This window comes from Paenibacillus sp. FSL H3-0329, assembly GCF_037963285.1.
Taxonomy (GTDB): Bacteria; Bacillota; Bacilli; order Paenibacillales; family Paenibacillaceae; genus Paenibacillus_AQ; species Paenibacillus_AQ odorifer.
This window is the reverse complement of sequence record NZ_CP150150.1, coordinates 4,793,877-4,811,183: the sequence shown is the minus strand read 5'-3', so window position 1 is coordinate 4,811,183 and position 17,307 is coordinate 4,793,877. Positions and strand designations below refer to the sequence as shown.

The following is a 17,307-nucleotide window of genomic DNA, read 5'->3' as shown; positions in this document are numbered from 1 at the left end:
AGGAGAAATTATGCAAGAGCGCAGTGTTTTCCGTCCTCCAAAACTAAAAATAATACTGCTGCTGCTTCCATTCTTTTTCATTCTATGGTTTGCAGGTACAGCTCAGAGTGTGCAAGCTTCCTCAACACCAGAATCCGGCAGTTCTTCCCCGGTAGACCAGTGGGTCAAGAGCCAGGTGAATAATTTGCCAAAAGATAAAGTGGAGTCGTATTGGGATCAGCTGATGAAGGATTATGGTGGTTTTTTCCCGGACGGGGCCACACCTACGCTAATGGACATGCTGCTTCCAGGAGATAAGGGGCTCAGCTTAAAGGGTGTGTTATCTGGGCTTCTAGGCTTTATGTGGCATGAGGTTCTGTACAATGGAAAGCTGCTCGTGACGATTGTGATGATCAGTGTGCTCAGCATGATTCTGGAGACGCTGCAAACCGCTTTTGAGCGAAAAACGGTCAGTAAGGTCGCTTATACGCTCTGTTATATGGTGGTGCTGGTTATTGCCGTGAACAGCTTCAATATCGCTATTGGTTATGCAAAGGATGCTATCGACCGGATGATCGATTTCATGATGGCGATGATTCCACTGCTGTTTGCGCTGCTGGCTTCGATGGGGAATATCGTTACAGTCTCTGTCACCCATCCGTTAATTGTTTTTATGATTCATACGGTTGGCACCATGATCCACACCCTTGTTTTTCCGCTTCTGTTCTTCTCGGCTGTGCTGCATCTGGTCAGCGCATTGTCGGAGAAATATAAACTAACCCAGCTGGCTAACCTGCTGCGAAACATCGGTGCTGGACTGTTAGGTGTACTGCTAACTGTGTTTCTAGGTGTAATTTCCGTTCGAGGGATAACAAGCTCAGTAACGGATGGGGTCACCATTCGGGCCGCCAAATATATTACAGGGAATTTTGTTCCGGTCATCGGCAAAATGTTCGCGGATGCCACAGACACAGTAATCTCAGCTTCACTGCTGGTGAAGAATGCGATCGGGTTATCGGGTGTCATTATCATATTGTTCCTGTGTGCTTTTCCGGCAATCAAAATCCTGGTGCTTGCCCTTATCTACAACATAGCCGCCGCTGTGATGCAGCCGCTGGGAGAGACACCGATTGTAGTCTGTCTCCAGACGATTGGAAAAAGCATGGTGTACGTATTCGCTGCTTTGGCTGCTGTTTCCTTAATGTTTTTTATGGCGGTTACGATCATGCTGACTGCGGGCAACTTGACCGTAATGATGAGGTGAAGCAACAAAACCTTTAGGAGGGAAACCATGAGCTGGTTGGGCGATTGGCTGCGGGAGATCATCCTGGTTGTGCTGTTGGCGTCATTTGTTGAATTGCTGCTCCCAAGCAAATCCATGGAGCGTTATGCAAGATTGGTGCTAAGTCTCCTAATCCTGCTCACGATGCTCAGCCCTATCGTCTCTCTCCTGAAAGGTGATGCAATCTCCGAACTGAGTGTCGCTATGGGACAGCAAGAGAAAGAAGGCGGTTTGTTCACTGGCGGAGGGAAGGGAGACCCATCCTTGGAACAGATTCTGGCAGATGGGCAAAAGCTTGCACAAGGCCGTCAGGAACAGAGTCTGCAGCTCGCTGCCGAAGAGGTGGCGGGTCAGATGAAAGAGCAGATTATCAGCGAGACCGGCAAACGCGGGGTTAATGTCACCGTAACGCTGGGCATGGGGAAGTCTGGCGGCACCGGTAAGGAAGATGTTCCTGTCATTTCTAATGTAAAGGTCTCTATGCCTCAGACATCGGCTAACTCCCCGGGTACTTCCGGAGCTTCCAGCACAGCGACTACAGCACCCATTACAATCACTCCTGTAGCACCTGTAGAAGTTAAAATTGGCGCTAATCCGGGAGATAACGTAGAGAGTGAAGCGACATCATCAGACGAACCTAATAAAGCAGTGAACGGAACTGTGGCTGAAGACAGCGCGTCCTCGAGTGAAATGGAGTCCATTGTAAAGCTGCTGGAACTGAAGTGGGATTTGGATCCCAAAGTCATTCAGGTGGATGGCGGCGTGGCTAGTAACGTCAAATCATGAGCTTACGGTTTCTAAATAACTATAATTTTTAGGAGGGATGGGAGTGGGCAATTGGCTGAAAAAGCTTGAGCAGTGGGCTGGGGGTGGGGCCGGCAGTCCGAAGAGAAGTCATACCTTTCGCTGGCTGATCATTCTGGGACTGCTGGGCGCAGCGATCATGCTATTCAATTCCTTCGTCAATGTGAAGAGGATTGATAACGAGAATACAGGGCGCGAGCCGCCGCTGAATCAGTCCTCACAAACGGCGTTGGTGCAGAGTGATCCAACCACAACAACCAATTCGTTCGACAGCATCGAACTAGCGATGGAGAACCGGATGAAGGAGATTTTGGAGAAAATCGTTGGCGTTGGTACAGTCGATATCATGGTTACAGTGGAGTCTACAGAAGAAATTGTCGTGGTGCGTAATATGAATGACTCCCAGCAGCTTAGTGAAGAGACGGATGCCAGTGGGGGAAAACGTCATACGACACAATATACGAGGGATGGCGAAATCGTAACCTACTCGCAATCAGGGGACGAAACACCCATTGTGACGAAGCGGATTAAACCTCAGGTACGCGGCGTACTGGTAGTTGCCAAAGGGGCAGAGAACAAGGTTGTTCGTGGACTCGTCGAGCAGGCTATAGAAAAAGGCTTGAACGTCCCGATCCAGCGCATTTCAGTAGTACCACGCAAACAAGAGTAGCAGGAGAAAGTCAATAAGTGAGTGCTTCCGAAGCAGCCACTAGATTAAATTTTAGGAGGAATATGGAATGAACGGCAAAAGACAAACGATATGGTTGGTTTCTATGCTCAGCTTGATGGTGGTCCTCTCTGCATACTATTTATTCACTGAAGACTCAGGTGCTTCGATTCCAAAAGACACGGCTGGCACAATGCAGGTTGATTCCCTGAAAGACACAGCAGGTGCAGCGTTGCCAACGGTTGGTGACAAAGGTGTTGTTGTGAACGAAGTTGTTAGTCAAGGCGATGTTGTTGCTGATGAAGGCGTTGTAGATAGCACTACTGGCGCCGCTACTACGGACGACAGCGCTACTGCCGCCAAAACGGATGACAGTGCTGCTACCGCTAAAACGGATGATAGCACTACTACTGCTAAAACGGACGACAGTACAACTACAGCTGCTAAGGACGATAGCAGTAAAGCTGCCGCAAATAGCAGTGACTCAGAGAAGGCAACAACCGACACTGCTGCTAAAGATGCCGCGAAAACAGATACATCTGCTAAAGATACAGCCGCAAATACAACCACCAAGACTCCAGCCAAAAATGACAAAGAAATTCTCGATGAAGTAGCTTCTCAAAGTGTATCGGCGAGCAGCATGTTCACTAACTACCTTTATGAACGTGAGCAAAAGAATCTTAAGAACCAACAAGACTTGCTTGCTTTGATTAATGACATGGATAAAACACCTGCTGATAACGCAGTCGCTCAAGAACAACTTCTTAATCTTGAAGAAAAAGAATCCAAAATTACCGGTATCGAAGAACAGCTTCAACAAAAATATGGAGAAGCGATTGTAAAGGAAGAAGCTGGAGACAGCTACAAAGTGGTTGTTCTCAGCGACAAACTGGATGTAAAACAAGCGGTTAGTATCGTGGATCTCGTAATGAAGGAACTCAGTGTATCTCAAGATAAAATTAGTGTACAATACGTTTCCGAGCAATAATAAGCTGTAAAATTAAAAGAAAAATGACGAAAGAGCTCGGGTTGCCCCGGGCTCTTTCCATTTTTACCGATTGTGATATAATACATAAAGTTATCTTGTCCGCTTAAGAAGTGGCTTCGAGAGAAAGCTGAAGGAGTGAACTGATATATGTTCAAGTTGAGCGAAATTAAGGAATTGATTAAATTGCTGGACCAGACCTCCTCTGTACATGAGTTGGAGATCGAAAGCGAAGGAATGAAGCTTGCAATTCGCAAACCGGATCGCCCTGAAGCTGATGGAACAGCAGTACAGGCGACTCCTTATGCTGCCTATCCCTTTACGCCTGCCCCGCAGCCGCAGAGCGTACCGCAAGTATCCTATCCGGTAGTTGGTGAAGTTCCTCCAGCGCAGCAGCCACAAGCAGCTGATGAAGGCAAACTACATAAAATTGTGTCTCCAATGGTGGGGACCTTTTATAGTGCCGCTTCTCCGGAAACGCCTTCGTTTGTTAATGTTGGAGACCGTGTAAGTGAAAAATCAACGGTTTGCATTATCGAGGCGATGAAACTGATGAATGAGCTGGAAGCGGAGATCAAAGGTGAAATCGTGTCTGTACTTGCTGAGAACGGTCAGCTTGTAGAATATGGTCAACCACTATTCTTGGTTAAACCGGAATAAATACCGCAGACTACTTAAGGAGCGGAAGCTTCGCAAAACTTTGGGAGGAAACGCATGAACATTCAAAAAGTGTTGATTGCCAACCGCGGCGAAATCGCGGTCCGCATTATTAGGGCCTGCCGTGAACTGGGCATTTCCACCGTCGCGGTCTATTCGGAACCCGACCGGGATTCACTGCATGTCCGGTTGGCTGATGAAGCTTACTGCATCGGTCCGATGCCGGCCAAGGACAGCTATCTGAACTTTACAAATATTATGAGTGTAGCCACCTTAACGGAATGTGATGCCATCCATCCTGGCTATGGATTTTTAGCTGAAAATGCGGATTTTGCAGAGATTTGTGAATCTTGCAATATTATCTTCATAGGACCTTCTCCAGATGCCATAAACCGTATGGGTGACAAGGCTGTGGCGAAGGAAACCATGAAACTGGCTGGAGTTCCGATTATCCCGGGCTCAGATGGTCTTGTAGGCGATGTAGAGGAAGCTGTCATGCTGGGCCGCGATATTGGTTACCCAATCATCGTTAAGGCTACTGCGGGTGGCGGGGGTAAGGGAATACGGATTGCTGAGGACGAGGAATCTTTGGTGAAGCAGATCACTGCTGCACAACAGGAAGCACAAAAGGCGTTTGGTAACGCTGGTGTATATCTGGAGAAATTCCTAACAGGCATGAAGCATGTGGAGATTCAGATTATTGCAGATAAACATGGCAATGTAGTGCACTTAGGCGAACGGGACTGCTCCGTGCAGCGTCGTCGCCAAAAGCTGATTGAAGAGGCACCTTGTTCAGTGCTCACACCTGAAATTCGTGAAGCAATGGGTAATGCAGCAGTTCGAGCAGCACTTGCCGTGAATTATTCGGGAGCCGGAACACTTGAATTCCTGCTTGGACCGGATGGACAGTTTTACTTCATGGAGATGAATACTCGTATTCAGGTCGAACATCCAGTAACGGAAATGGTTACAGGCGTGGATTTGATTAAGGAAATGATTTCTGTAGCAGAAGGCAATCCGCTGTCATTCACTCAGGAAGATATCGTGATTAATGGCTGGTCGATTGAATGCCGTATAAATGCTGAAGATCCAGAGCGTAATTTCATGCCTTCACCAGGAAAAATCGGCTTTTATTTGCCACCCGGAGGCCTTGGCGTTCGTGTAGATAGTGCGGCGTACCCAGGATATACGATTTCCCCTTTCTATGATTCTATGATTGCAAAACTGATTGTATGGGCTCCTACACGTCAGGAAGCGATTGCGAAGATGAAGCGCGCCTTGGCTGAATTCGCCGTGGAAGGCATTCATACTACCATCCCTTTCCATCAGAAACTGTTGGAGCATCCTGTATTTTTGGATGGTAACTTTGACATTAAGTTTCTTGAAGAGTATGAAATTTAGGACGACTTCGGTTTGTTTGTCATAAAGTTCGTCAAATGATATAGTATGTTTAATAAGAGACGTGCTTTACGCTTGAAATCATGAACAATCTTTCTTGAAAGGTGTGAAGTCTAAAATGAGTACATTGCCGACAGAATACGAACGGACGGAAATCGGTGAAATCCAGATTGCTCCTGAAGTAATCGAGGTTATTGCAGGTCTGGCGACCGTTGAGGTTAAAGGTGTAGCAGGTATGAGCGGCGGATTCGCCGGTGGTATTGTTGAACTTCTTGGACGTAAGAATCTGTCCAAAGGAGTTAAAGTAGAGGTTGGACAACGTGAAGCTGCGGTGGATGTTTCTGTAATTATTGAATATGGCAATCGCCTTCCTGAAGTGGCTGCTGAAATTCAACGTAATGTTAAGCGCTCCATCGAGACTATGACTGGTCTGACTGTTGTGGAAGTGAATGTGCATATTCATGATGTGCAATTCAAGAACAACAACACTGTAGACAAGAACGAAGAAGCTGAAACGATTCTTCGTGTGAAATAGCAGTCATCGTTCTTCCATAAACCCCCGACAGCAAAGTCGAGGGTTTACTCTAATTTAAGGAGGTTATGAGACTCGTGGCAAAAATTTTGGACAGACTTTTGCTGTTTGTCTACAGCTTAAGTATCGGAATACTATCTGTTATTGCCATCCTCCTCTTAAGCGGTGCGATTCCTAGAACTTTGGAGATTGAGAATGGACCAGCAGCTTATATTACAGCAATAATAGTAGCAGTTGTCTTGTTCCTTCTGAGCATCCGATTTTTCTACATCTCTCTGCGCCGTGATCGCGCTTCATTGCCTTCGGTCGATCAGCGTACAGAGTATGGGGATATCCAGATTTCAATGGAAACCATTGAGAATCTGAGTCTTAAGGCTGCTGGTAAAGTGAAGGGAATCAGAGATCTCAAGTCACGTATTCGTGTCTCTCAGGCTGGCCTTGAAATTACAATTCGTGCAGTAGTGGACGGTGAGCATTCATTACCGCTGCTTACGACAGAAGTACAACGTCAGGTGCATGATTTCGTGCAGGAGACAACCGGCATTCCGGTTGCTGATGTGTCTGTATATATTGCTAACCTCACGCAGTCTCCAAGCTTCAAAAGTCGAGTGGAATAGAGGTGAGTTTCCCTTATGTCTTGGAAAGAAGTATGGGAAAGTCACGGGGGTAGAATCGCCGGAGTGACTTTCGGCATTGGTCTGGGTTTGATTTATTTAATTTGCGGTTTTTGGGATATGCTGTTCTTTGCACTGGTAGTGTTCATCGGATATACGCTCGGCAAAAGAAAGGATACCGCGCAAGCGCCCCTGTTTCAATGGCAGGAGTTGGTTTCGCGATTATCCGGACGCTGGCGTCCCTTTAAGTGAACCGCGATAGTCTTTTTCCCGGAGCAGGAAACCGTAAGTTTGTGTTGTCCGTTGCCCCCGGAAGAAAGGCATTGCGGTTTTTTTGCGACAAGGGATAGGTATATTTGCGAGCTTCCTCTGAAGGTATCTTCGCTTTGTGCAATAATCCTCACAGGATTAGGGAAAGAATGAATAAGTGTGAAGCGATATTTAGGTCGTAGACGTTGTTGCAGTACAAGTGAATATTTTAATGCGATATAAGATTTTAGGAGGAACACATGAAAAGACGTATAGCTAGAGAGATTATTGTCCAAAGCCTGTATCAGATGGAAATGAACGATGTGGAAAGCGCGGAAGCCGTAGAAATGCTGCTCGAGGAAGCTTCAGAAGAGAATGAAACCGAACGTGTAATCACGGACGAGATTCAGCTTAAACACTATGTGGTAGAGCATGTGAATGGGGTATGGGAGCACAAGGTAGCGATCGACGATATACTTGAACATTACCTGAAGGGCTGGCAAATGAGCCGTCTGTCACGTGTGGATCGTCAGATTCTACGTTTAGCAGCGTATGAAATGGTGTTCGCCAATGATGTGCCTGCGAAGGTTGCGGTGAATGAAGCGATCGATTTGGCCAAGCATTTTGGAACGGATGATTCCGGGAAGTTTGTTAACGGAGTACTCGGCAAGATGATCCAAGAGATAGATACTATTAAAGCTGACCATTCTTAATTTATAAACCATAGTAAAGTATATAAAAGGGGAGAGACTAACATGACAGCAGCAATCATCAGTGGTAAACAAGTATCCGAGGAAATTCGTATTAGCATTGCCCAAGAGGTTGCTGAACTGGCGAAACGCGGCGTAAAGCCCGGTTTGGCTGTTATTCTAGTAGGTGAAGACCCGGGATCTCAGGTTTATGTTCGCAATAAGGAGAAATCTTGTATCAGCTTAGGATTCCATTCGGAAGTGCATAAATTGGATGAATCCACTTCTCAAGAAGAACTTCTGGCACTGGTAGCAGAGCTAAACGGACGCGATGATATCGACGGAATTCTGGTTCAACTCCCATTGCCTAAGCATATCGAGGAGAAGGCTGTTATTGATGCAATCTCCGTGGAAAAGGATGTAGACGGCTTTCACCCTGTCAATGTAGGCAACCTGGTCATCGGTGCCGACAGTCTTCTTCCATGTACTCCTGCAGGAGTAATCGAACTGATTAAACGTACAGGAACAGGTATGGCAGGTAAACATGCCGTTGTAATTGGTCGTAGCAATATTGTAGGAAAGCCAGTTTCCCTCTTGTTGCAACGCGAAAATGCTACCGTAACTATGTGCCATTCCCGTACAGCTAATATGCAAGAGATTAGCCGTCAAGCGGATATTTTGGTTGTAGCGATCGGACGAGCTAATTTCATTGATGCTTCCTATGTGAAGCCGGGTGCTGTTGTCATCGATGTGGGCATGAACCGTCTGGATAACGGTAAACTCGCAGGTGACGTTGATTATGAAAGTGCAAAAGAAGTTGCCGGATACATCACGCCTGTTCCAGGCGGGGTTGGACCGATGACTATTACAATGCTGATGAGCAACACGCTGATTGCGGCTAAACGCCGTCACGGCCTGGAATAGGGGTAAGATTCATGGCGGCAGAGCGGCAGGTTTATTCGATAAAAGAACTCAACCGTTATATCCGCATGAAGCTAGACTCGGATAATTTACTTTCGGATGTGTGGATTCGCGGAGAGATTTCCAACTTTACACATCATGGCAGCGGGCATATGTATTTCACACTTAAGGATGAGAGCAGCCGCATTAAAGCGATTATGTTCGCTTCTCATAACCAGCGGCTGCCTTTTATTCCGAAGGAAGGCGCTCGGGTAATTGCCAGAGGTAATGTGACCGTCTATGAACGGGATGGGCAATATCAGTTCTACGCCACACATATGCAGCCTGATGGGATTGGCAGTTTATATCTGGCCTATGAGCAGCTGAAGAGCAAGCTTGAAAAAGAAGGCCTTTTTGCAGAAGCTCGCAAGCGTTCGTTGCCGCGGTTCCCGAAGTGTATTGGTGTGATTACATCCCCAACAGGAGCAGCTGTACGAGATATTGTGATTACGCTTCAGCGGCGGTTTCCGCAGGTAGCTATTGTAATCTATCCCGTACTGGTGCAAGGCAAAGGCGCTGCGCCTTCGATAGTGAAGGCGATTGGCGCGCTGAACGCCATGGGTGAAGCCGACGTGCTTATCGTCGGCCGCGGCGGCGGTTCGCTGGAGGAGCTGTGGGCGTTCAACGAGGAGGAAGTCGCACGAGCGATATCGGCATCAAGGATTCCGGTCATCTCGGCCGTCGGCCACGAGACCGATTTCACGATTGCCGATTTCGCCGCCGACCTCCGCGCGGCTACGCCCACAGCGGCCGCTGAGCTGGCCGTGCCTCATGCCGGCGAGCTAGCTGCGCAGCTTCGCCAGCTGCAGCAGCGGCTGCGCCAAGCGCTGCAACAACGCGCCCAGCGTGGACGCGAGCGCCACTCGGTGCTGCAGCGCTCGCTGGCGCTGGCAGGCCCGCGCCGGACGCTGATTCAGCACACGCAGCGGTTGGACATGCTGCGTGAGCGGCTCCAGCGCTCAGCGGATGCACGGCTCAGCCGTTCCCGCGAGCGTAAGGCGGTGCTGCATCACAGTCTGCAGCGGTTCCATCCGCGCGACAGTGTTGCCGCAGCACGTCAGCGCACGGACAGCATGCGCCGTGAGTTAATGGGCGCTATGCAGGCTCGTTTGCAGGAGAAGCGATCTCGCTATGTGGCAGAGATTCGTCACCTGGATGCGCTGAGCCCGCTAAAAGTAATGTCGCGCGGCTACAGCTTAGTGTATGACGAGGCGGAAGAACATTTAATCAAATCGCTGACCGAAGTGCAGCTTGGCGATCTTGTGGTGATAAAGATGAATGACGGACAGCTGAACTGCCAAGTATGGGGGATGAAGGAGGATGGCAAAGACGATGACGAAGGAAGCGGAACTTGATTTTGAAGGCGCTATGGACCGACTGGAGGAAATCGTTCGTGAGCTTGAACACGGCGACGTTCCTCTGGAGAAGGCCATCGATTTATTTCAGCAGGGCATGAAGCTGTCGCAGCTTTGCGGCAGCAAGCTGGAACAAGTAGAGCGTAAGATCGAAATGATTACCCAAGAGGACGGAGAACTGCGCAAAAAGCCGTTTGGTGCACGTCTGGAAGGGGACGCCGATGAATCGCTTTGAGAATGATCTGGAGGGAAGGTCCGCAAGTGAAAGCATGCGGCAGCCGCTGGAGGATTACATCGCATCGATAAGTGATTTGCTCTCACAGGAGCTTGAGACTATTCTTCCCGCAGCATGGACGGTTCCGGAAAATTTACAGCAAGCGATGAAGTATTCGCTAATGGCAGGGGGCAAACGCCTCCGGCCGCTGCTTGTGATCGCTGCTTGTGAATCACTGGGAGGCAGCCGTGAAGCAGCCTTGCCTATTGCTGCTGCTATTGAGATGGTACATACCTACTCGTTGATTCATGATGATCTGCCTGCCATGGATAATGATGATTATCGGCGCGGCAAGCTGACGAATCATAAAGTCTTTGGTGAAGCGTCAGCTATTCTTGCGGGTGATGCGCTTTTGACCCATGCTTTTTACAGTGTGGTACAAGCCTCCCGTAAATTTGGCATCCCTGCTGATAATGTTTTATCCATAGTGGAGGATCTGGCGGAAATGGCGGGTCCACGCGGCATGGTCGGCGGTCAGATAGCAGATATGGAAGGCGAGCAAGGACTAACAGATCTTGCACAGCTGAAGTATATTCATCTGCATAAAACCGGAGATTTAATTATCTTTTCGTTGTTAGCCGGCGGACGTATCGCAGGGGCAACAGAGAAGCAGCTTGAAGCTCTGCGTGATTTTGGCACAAGCATCGGACTCGCTTTTCAAATTCAGGATGATATTCTTGATTTGGTTGGAGATGAAGGCAAGCTTGGTAAAAAAACAGGCAGCGATATCAAACAGCAGAAGGTAACCTACCCTTATTTTATTGGGTTAGAGGAATCTCGTGCTGAGGTGAAGCAGCTTACAGAAGCAGCTCAAAATGCTGTGCTGAATGGCGGTTTTTACGACAACCAGCGCCTGCTGGAAATTGCAGATTATTTAATGGCACGTGATCACTAAGTATGAACTTTCGAAGCGGCTGTATTTCGACAGCCGTTTCGTTTGTGTTATAATGGTTTTTATATATTTTACAACATCTAGGAAAGCGGGGAACTATTCGTGCTGCTTCCACAAATAAATGATCCACAACAACTGAAATCACTGTCAGTCGAAGAATTAACTACTCTTGCAGAGGAAATTCGACGATTTCTGATTGAGAAGCTTACAGCAACCGGCGGGCACCTCGGTTCTAATCTGGGGGTGGTGGAGCTCACGCTGGCCTTACATTATTGCTACAACAGTCCTCGTGACAAAATGATCTACGACGTTGGCCACCAAGCCTATGTCCACAAAATACTGACCGGCCGTCAAGATCGCTTTGATACCCTGCGCAAATATCAGGGATTGTGCGGCTTTGTTAAGCGCTCTGAAAGCGAACATGATGTGTGGGAAGCTGGACATAGCAGCACCTCTTTGTCGGCAGCGATGGGGATGGCTATGGCTCGTGATCTTAAAGGCGAAGACAACAAGGTAATTGCCGTGATTGGTGACGGTGCGCTTACCGGCGGGATGGCTTTTGAAGCGCTTAACCACATTGGCCATGAGAAGCGTAAGCTGATGGTTATTTTGAACGATAATGAAATGTCGATTGCTCCGAATGTAGGGGCGATGCACAATTATTTAAGCAAAATTCGTTCGGACCGTCATTATTTGCGTGCTAAAGACGAGGTTGAAGGGCTGCTTAAGAAGATTCCGGCCATCGGTGGACGATTAGCGAAAACCGCTGAACAGTTAAAAAACAGTCTTAAATATATGATGGTACCCGGAGTATTGTTTGAAGAGCTTGGCTTTACGTATCTTGGGCCAGTGGATGGACATGATCTGGAGAAAATGATCGACACCTTCCATCAAGCAGATAACGTGGCGGGTCCTGTGCTTGTGCATGTGCTGACGACCAAAGGCAAGGGCTACAAACCGGCTGAGACTGATTTCTATAAATCGCATGCCATTTCCCCTTACAAAATTGAGTCGGGTCAGGCACTTAAAGCTGTAGGTCCTCCAATGTATACCGAAGTATTTGGCAGTACGCTGATTGAGCTGGGACGTGAAGATTCGCGCCTGATTGCAGTTACCCCTGCGATGCCAGGCGGTTCAGGGTTGTTTCCTTTTGCGAAGGAATTTCCGGATCGCATGATTGACGTCGGTATTGCCGAGCAGCATGCAGCAACCCTGTGTGCAGCTTTGGCTATGGAAGGGATGAAGCCGGTATACGCCGTGTATTCTACCTTCATGCAGCGTGCCTATGATCAGATCGTCCATGATATTTGCCGCCATAACGCCAATGTTATGTTCGCCATTGACCGTGCTGGATTTGTGGGTGCGGATGGTGAGACTCATCAGGGTGTGTACGATGTTGCTTTTATGCGCCATATCCCTAATATGGTGATGATGATGCCGAAAGACGAAAATGAGCTGCGTCATATGATGAAGACGGCACTTGAATATAATGACGGTCCAATTGCTTACCGCTATCCGCGTATTAACGGAACAGGCGTGGCAATGGATGCTGAACTGCATACCCTTCCTATAGGATCATGGGAACGACTGCGTACAGGAGAAGGATATGCTGTGGTGGCATGTGGTCCTATGGTTCAAGTGGCTGAAGAAGCCGCTGATTTGCTGAAGCGGGAAGGGATTCAGGTGGGTATTGTGAATGCGCGTTTCCTGAAGCCGCTTGATAACTCCATGCTTCTTGATTTGGCTCATGCTGGAACCAATATGGTTGTTATTGAAGAGGCTTGCCAAGCGGGAAGTCTCGGCAGTGCGGTATTGGAATTCTACGCGGAGCATGAAATTTATGACGCTCGTGTACATCTGATGGGTGTGCCCGACATCTTCGTGGAGCATGGCTCCATTAAAGAACAACGTCAGCAAACAGGCCTTACCGTAGAAGCGTTATGTGCACGTATCAAGTCCATGATGGCTCTAAGTGCTTATAATTACAAAACGACTTCGTCTTCCTAAGTGGAAGCCGGAAATTAGTAACCCTTGAACGATCGGGAGATGACCATGGAACACCGTAAAGAACGGATTGATGTACTGCTTGTGGAGCAAGGTTTTTATGAAAGCCGGGAGAAAGCTAAAGCTGCTATTATGGCAGGGTTGGTGCTCGCGGATGAGGAACGTATTGAAAAAGCTGGCATGAAGGTCTCGCGGGAGTCTACCCTTAAGGTTAAAGGCTCTGTGCATCCGTATGTCAGTCGTGGAGGCCTAAAGCTGGAGAAGGCTCTTCGCCAATTTAATATTGATCTTACCGGACGGAACATGCTGGACATTGGTGCTTCCACTGGCGGCTTCACAGATTGTGCGCTTCAGAATGGTGTAAGCCATGTGTATGCCATTGATGTTGGCTATAACCAGCTGGATTGGTCACTGCGTAATGATGAGCGAGTGAGCGTCATGGAGCGTACGAACTTCCGGTATATGACACCTTCAGATTTGCAGGGTCCTGTTCCGGACTTTGCCAGTATTGATGTTTCTTTTATATCCTTAAAAATAATTCTCCCACCCCTCAAAGCCTTGCTGCAACGTCCAGCAGATATCGCTGCACTCATCAAGCCGCAATTTGAGGCTGGGCGTGAGAAGGTTGGAAAATCAGGTGTGATTCGTGATTCCGCGGTCCATAAAGAGGTATTGATTAATGTACTGACTATGGCTGCAGAGTTAGGATTCGGTCTACATGGATTAACCTTTTCACCAATTACAGGCGGAGAAGGCAATATTGAGTTTCTTGCTCACTGGAGACTGACGCCAGAAGTGGTGGAAGGCGAAGAAGTATCCGTACAGCCGGCAGCTGCTGTTGCAGCAGTCATTCCAGTGGAGGACTTCGCTTCCCTTGCTGATGAAGTGATTAAGCAGGCTACGAGTACTTTTAATGTGAGTTCTACTCATGGAAACTCCCCGCGCCGCTAGAGCTTTATGAACACCCCGTCAACCTCAAATGGTCAGCGGGGTGTTTTGCAGATTTGCTCAAATGGATTGAATTTATTAAAATAAAGACCCGGTATAAAATCCGGGTCTTTATATTTTGAATCTTTTTTGGATTTACTGTGCTCGTTGTAATTGTAAAATGCTGAATTAGCGAATAATATCAATTATGCGGAAAGCTCGTAAAAAAACAGCTTAGAAGCAGGATTTACCAGGGCTTCACGCGAATAAATCACCGAGGTGATTGATAGTGGCGGGTAGCTCTGACAAGGTCGTTATGGCGTTTATTGGGGTAGCATTATCGATTTTTATAATATATCGGGTATATGTATGGCTGCAGAGTTCTCCGCGTTCTTTTATGAAGGATCAGATTCCGTTCAATAAAGTGATTATTCCACATCCCTCTATTGATATACTTGAGGATGAAGGATATGAGGTCGTTGGAGGGAAATTAAAAATCCCCTTGTCTTTCAACGTAAATGGGGCGCAGATGTATAGCCGGTTATTTATAGATTATGTGGCGACAAAAGAGGAAGGATCGTTATATTTAGTTATCCTTTCCAGACCACGCAAGCCTTTGGATTTCACTGGCAGCGGCTTACGTGATACCTTGCTTCCCTACCTGCTGATCTATCCGGAATGCAGCGGCGTTCTATATGTTAATGTAGCAACAGCATCGATCCATGTAATTAAGCTTGGCAAAGACGATGGAGAATCAAACTGAGTCCATATTTTTTATATACCAGGAGGCAACAATGAAGGGACAACGACATATTAAGATTCGTGAAATTATTACACAAAAGGATATCGAGACACAGGACGAGCTTGTGGAAGCCTTGCGTGAATCAGGTTTTCAAGTTACTCAAGCCACAGTATCTCGAGATATAAAAGAGCTGTTGCTCATCAAGGTACCCATGGATGATGGAAGATATAAATATTCACTTCCAACGGATCAACGGTACAATCCCATTCAGAAGCTTAAGCGCGTTCTTGTGGATAATTTTGTGCAGATCGATTCCTCGGCTAATCTTGTGGTGATGAAATGTTTACCAGGTACGGCTAACTCTGTCGCTGCTTTGATTGATAATATTGACTGGCCGCAAATTATGGGAACCCTTTCTGGTGATGATACAATCCTTATTATTTGCCGTTTACCTGAGGACAGTAAGACTGTAATTTCACAAATCATGGGTTATATTTCTTAATTATAATTAATCAGATGCCTGTCATCTTCTCGGAGGTGCTCTATTAGTGTTAGAAACCTTGTCTATACGCAATCTTGCCGTCGTTGAGGCGGTTGATGTGCATTTTTATCCTGGCTTCCACGTGCTTACGGGAGAGACCGGGGCAGGTAAATCCATTATTATTGATGCGCTTGGATTGATTGTTGGAGGCCGCGGTTCAGCGGATTCCATTCGTTATGGTTGTGAAAAAGCGGAGATGGAGGCGCTCTTCAGTCTTCCCAGCGGTCATCCCGTTTGGGAGACTTTGGAGCGTCTTGGCATTGAGGCCCAGCGCGAGGAGCATCTTATTATACGACGCGAGCTTACCTCTCAAGGTAAAAGTACATCACGTGTAAATGGACAGATGGTCAATCTTACCATGCTTCGCGAGATCGGCGAGCAGCTGGTTAATATACACGGCCAGCATGAGCACCAGAACTTGCTGAAGGCGGAACGGCATCTGGGACTGCTGGATACATACGGAGAACCGATTATTGGTCCGCTAAAGGCAGTTTTTCAGGAAAGGTATTCTGCCTTCGCGAAGGTGGAGAAAGAGCTGCGAGAGCTGCAGGAATCCAGCCAGAAGGCATACCAAATGCTCGACTTATATCGTTTTCAGCTTGAAGAAATTTCATCCGCCGGATTAAAACCGGGAGAAGATGAATTACTTACCGAAGAACGGGTCAAACTATCCCACAGTGAGAAAATGATGGATTCCGTATCGGGTGCATATGAGCTGCTTTACGACAGACAAGGCTTGGAATCGATCGGTAATGTCATTTCCAGACTTGAGGATGCAGTTCGTTACGATGAGAAGGGTCTGCGAACAGTGCTCGAACAGCTGCAGTCCTCATATTACCAGCTAGAGGATGCTGCTTTTCAGCTTCGTGATTACCGGGAAAATATCGAGTTCAATCCGATGCGACTTGAAGAAATCGAGAATCGTCTGGATTTGATCACTGGACTCCGACGTAAATATGGAGAGAGTGTAGAACAGATTTTGGCTTATTATGAACAAATTCACCGGGAAACTGATTTGCTTGAGAATAAAGATGAATATCTGGAGAAACTGACGGCGAAGCGCGATTCGCTGCTGTCTGTATTAATGGAAGCAGCTACGGAATTAAGTGAAGCACGCAAGCTTTGTGCTGCTGATCTGGCCACCCAAGTGGAGGGTGAGCTTAAAGACCTTCAAATGGAAAGAACCTCGTTGCAGGTCAAATTAGACACGCTGGAGGACCCCCGTGGAGTGGAATACAATGGTCGGCGTATTCGCCTCACAAGACAAGGGATAGACAGCGCAGAATTTATGATATCCCCTAACCCGGGCGAACCCCTGAGACCTCTTGGCAAAATCGCCTCTGGTGGTGAGCTGTCGCGTATTATGCTGGCAATGAAAAGTATTTTTGCGCGCCATGATGCAATTCCAGTTCTGATTTTTGACGAAGTGGATACCGGTGTCAGCGGCAGAGCCGCTCAGTCCATCGCAGATAAGCTGTTTAAGCTATCCTCTACCTGTCAGGTGTTCTCCATTACTCACTTGCCGCAGGTGGCTTGTATGGCTGACCATCAGTACTTAATCCGCAAAAAGGTTGAGGATGGAAGAACCATGACTGAAGTGGAATCCCTAACAAACGATGGACGTGTAATGGAGCTGGCCCGGATGCTGGGTGGCGTAGAAATTACCGAAAAAACATTGCATCACTCGCAGGAAATGCTTAATCTGGCCGAGGCAAGTAAGGCTGCAACAAGCTAAGCGGAGCAATGATTGACAGTA

Annotated in this window: 19 protein-coding genes; all 19 read left to right on the top strand. The window is 47.6% G+C overall.

The window, feature by feature from the left end:
• Positions 1-10: 10 nt before the first annotated feature.
• Complete coding sequence (gene spoIIIAE / locus NSQ66_RS21360) at positions 11-1,243, top strand: stage III sporulation protein AE (protein ID WP_036682845.1); 1,233 nt, start codon at positions 11-13, stop codon at positions 1,241-1,243.
• A gap of 27 nt (positions 1,244-1,270) precedes the next feature.
• Positions 1,271-2,047, top strand: coding sequence for a stage III sporulation protein AF (gene spoIIIAF, locus NSQ66_RS21355; RefSeq protein WP_036682842.1), 777 nt, complete (start codon positions 1,271-1,273; stop codon positions 2,045-2,047).
• A 43-nt stretch (positions 2,048-2,090) separates the two neighbouring features.
• Positions 2,091-2,735, top strand: a complete 645-nt coding sequence (spoIIIAG, locus tag NSQ66_RS21350) for a stage III sporulation protein AG (protein ID WP_036682839.1) — start codon at positions 2,091-2,093, stop codon at positions 2,733-2,735.
• 67 nt (positions 2,736-2,802) lie between these two features.
• On the top strand, positions 2,803-3,720 hold the full coding sequence (locus NSQ66_RS21345; protein WP_036682837.1) for a SpoIIIAH-like family protein: 918 nt from the start codon (positions 2,803-2,805) through the stop codon (positions 3,718-3,720).
• Positions 3,721-3,867: 147 nt separating this feature from the next.
• Complete coding sequence (gene accB / locus NSQ66_RS21340; RefSeq protein ID WP_036682835.1) at positions 3,868-4,377, top strand: acetyl-CoA carboxylase biotin carboxyl carrier protein; 510 nt, start codon at positions 3,868-3,870, stop codon at positions 4,375-4,377.
• 54 nt (positions 4,378-4,431) lie between these two features.
• A complete protein-coding gene (accC, locus tag NSQ66_RS21335; RefSeq protein ID WP_036682831.1) occupies positions 4,432-5,775 on the top strand; it encodes an acetyl-CoA carboxylase biotin carboxylase subunit in 1,344 nt (447 codons plus the stop codon).
• Positions 5,776-5,890: 115 nt separating this feature from the next.
• Complete coding sequence (locus tag NSQ66_RS21330; RefSeq protein WP_036682829.1) at positions 5,891-6,307, top strand: Asp23/Gls24 family envelope stress response protein; 417 nt, start codon at positions 5,891-5,893, stop codon at positions 6,305-6,307.
• Between the two features lie 74 nt (positions 6,308-6,381).
• On the top strand, positions 6,382-6,921 hold the full coding sequence (gene amaP / locus NSQ66_RS21325) for an alkaline shock response membrane anchor protein AmaP (RefSeq protein ID WP_036682827.1): 540 nt from the start codon (positions 6,382-6,384) through the stop codon (positions 6,919-6,921).
• 15 nt (positions 6,922-6,936) lie between these two features.
• Positions 6,937-7,170, top strand: a complete 234-nt coding sequence (locus NSQ66_RS21320; RefSeq protein WP_036682825.1) for a DUF2273 domain-containing protein — start codon at positions 6,937-6,939, stop codon at positions 7,168-7,170.
• A gap of 257 nt (positions 7,171-7,427) precedes the next feature.
• Positions 7,428-7,880 (top strand): transcription antitermination factor NusB, encoded by a 453-nt coding sequence (gene nusB, locus NSQ66_RS21315; protein WP_036682824.1) that lies wholly within the window; start codon positions 7,428-7,430, stop codon positions 7,878-7,880.
• A 42-nt stretch (positions 7,881-7,922) separates the two neighbouring features.
• Positions 7,923-8,780: a bifunctional methylenetetrahydrofolate dehydrogenase/methenyltetrahydrofolate cyclohydrolase FolD gene (folD, locus tag NSQ66_RS21310; RefSeq protein WP_036682821.1), complete on the top strand. Its 858-nt coding sequence runs from the start codon at positions 7,923-7,925 to the stop codon at positions 8,778-8,780.
• A gap of 11 nt (positions 8,781-8,791) precedes the next feature.
• Positions 8,792-10,171 (top strand): exodeoxyribonuclease VII large subunit, encoded by a 1,380-nt coding sequence (xseA, locus tag NSQ66_RS21305; RefSeq protein ID WP_038572529.1) that lies wholly within the window; start codon positions 8,792-8,794, stop codon positions 10,169-10,171.
• Positions 10,149-10,406 carry an exodeoxyribonuclease VII small subunit gene (xseB, locus tag NSQ66_RS21300; RefSeq protein ID WP_036682818.1) on the top strand — a complete coding sequence of 86 codons (258 nt, stop codon included), beginning with the start codon at positions 10,149-10,151 and terminating at the stop codon, positions 10,404-10,406. The genes xseA and xseB overlap by 23 nt, the downstream gene beginning before the upstream one ends.
• Entirely contained in the window at positions 10,393-11,340 is a 948-nt protein-coding gene (locus NSQ66_RS21295) for a polyprenyl synthetase family protein (RefSeq protein WP_052097217.1), read from the top strand. The genes xseB and NSQ66_RS21295 overlap by 14 nt, the downstream gene beginning before the upstream one ends.
• A 99-nt stretch (positions 11,341-11,439) precedes the next feature.
• On the top strand, positions 11,440-13,344 hold the full coding sequence (gene dxs / locus NSQ66_RS21290; RefSeq protein WP_038572528.1) for a 1-deoxy-D-xylulose-5-phosphate synthase: 1,905 nt from the start codon (positions 11,440-11,442) through the stop codon (positions 13,342-13,344).
• A 45-nt stretch (positions 13,345-13,389) separates the two neighbouring features.
• Positions 13,390-14,292: a TlyA family RNA methyltransferase gene (locus tag NSQ66_RS21285; protein ID WP_036682815.1), complete on the top strand. Its 903-nt coding sequence runs from the start codon at positions 13,390-13,392 to the stop codon at positions 14,290-14,292.
• Between the two features lie 265 nt (positions 14,293-14,557).
• On the top strand, positions 14,558-15,031 hold the full coding sequence (locus NSQ66_RS21280) for a hypothetical protein (protein ID WP_235219482.1): 474 nt from the start codon (positions 14,558-14,560) through the stop codon (positions 15,029-15,031).
• Positions 15,032-15,062: 31 nt separating this feature from the next.
• Positions 15,063-15,512 carry a transcriptional regulator ArgR gene (argR, locus tag NSQ66_RS21275; RefSeq protein WP_036682813.1) on the top strand — a complete coding sequence of 150 codons (450 nt, stop codon included), beginning with the start codon at positions 15,063-15,065 and terminating at the stop codon, positions 15,510-15,512.
• Between the two features lie 46 nt (positions 15,513-15,558).
• Positions 15,559-17,286 (top strand): DNA repair protein RecN, encoded by a 1,728-nt coding sequence (gene recN / locus NSQ66_RS21270; protein ID WP_038572526.1) that lies wholly within the window; start codon positions 15,559-15,561, stop codon positions 17,284-17,286.
• Positions 17,287-17,307: the final 21 nt, after the last annotated feature.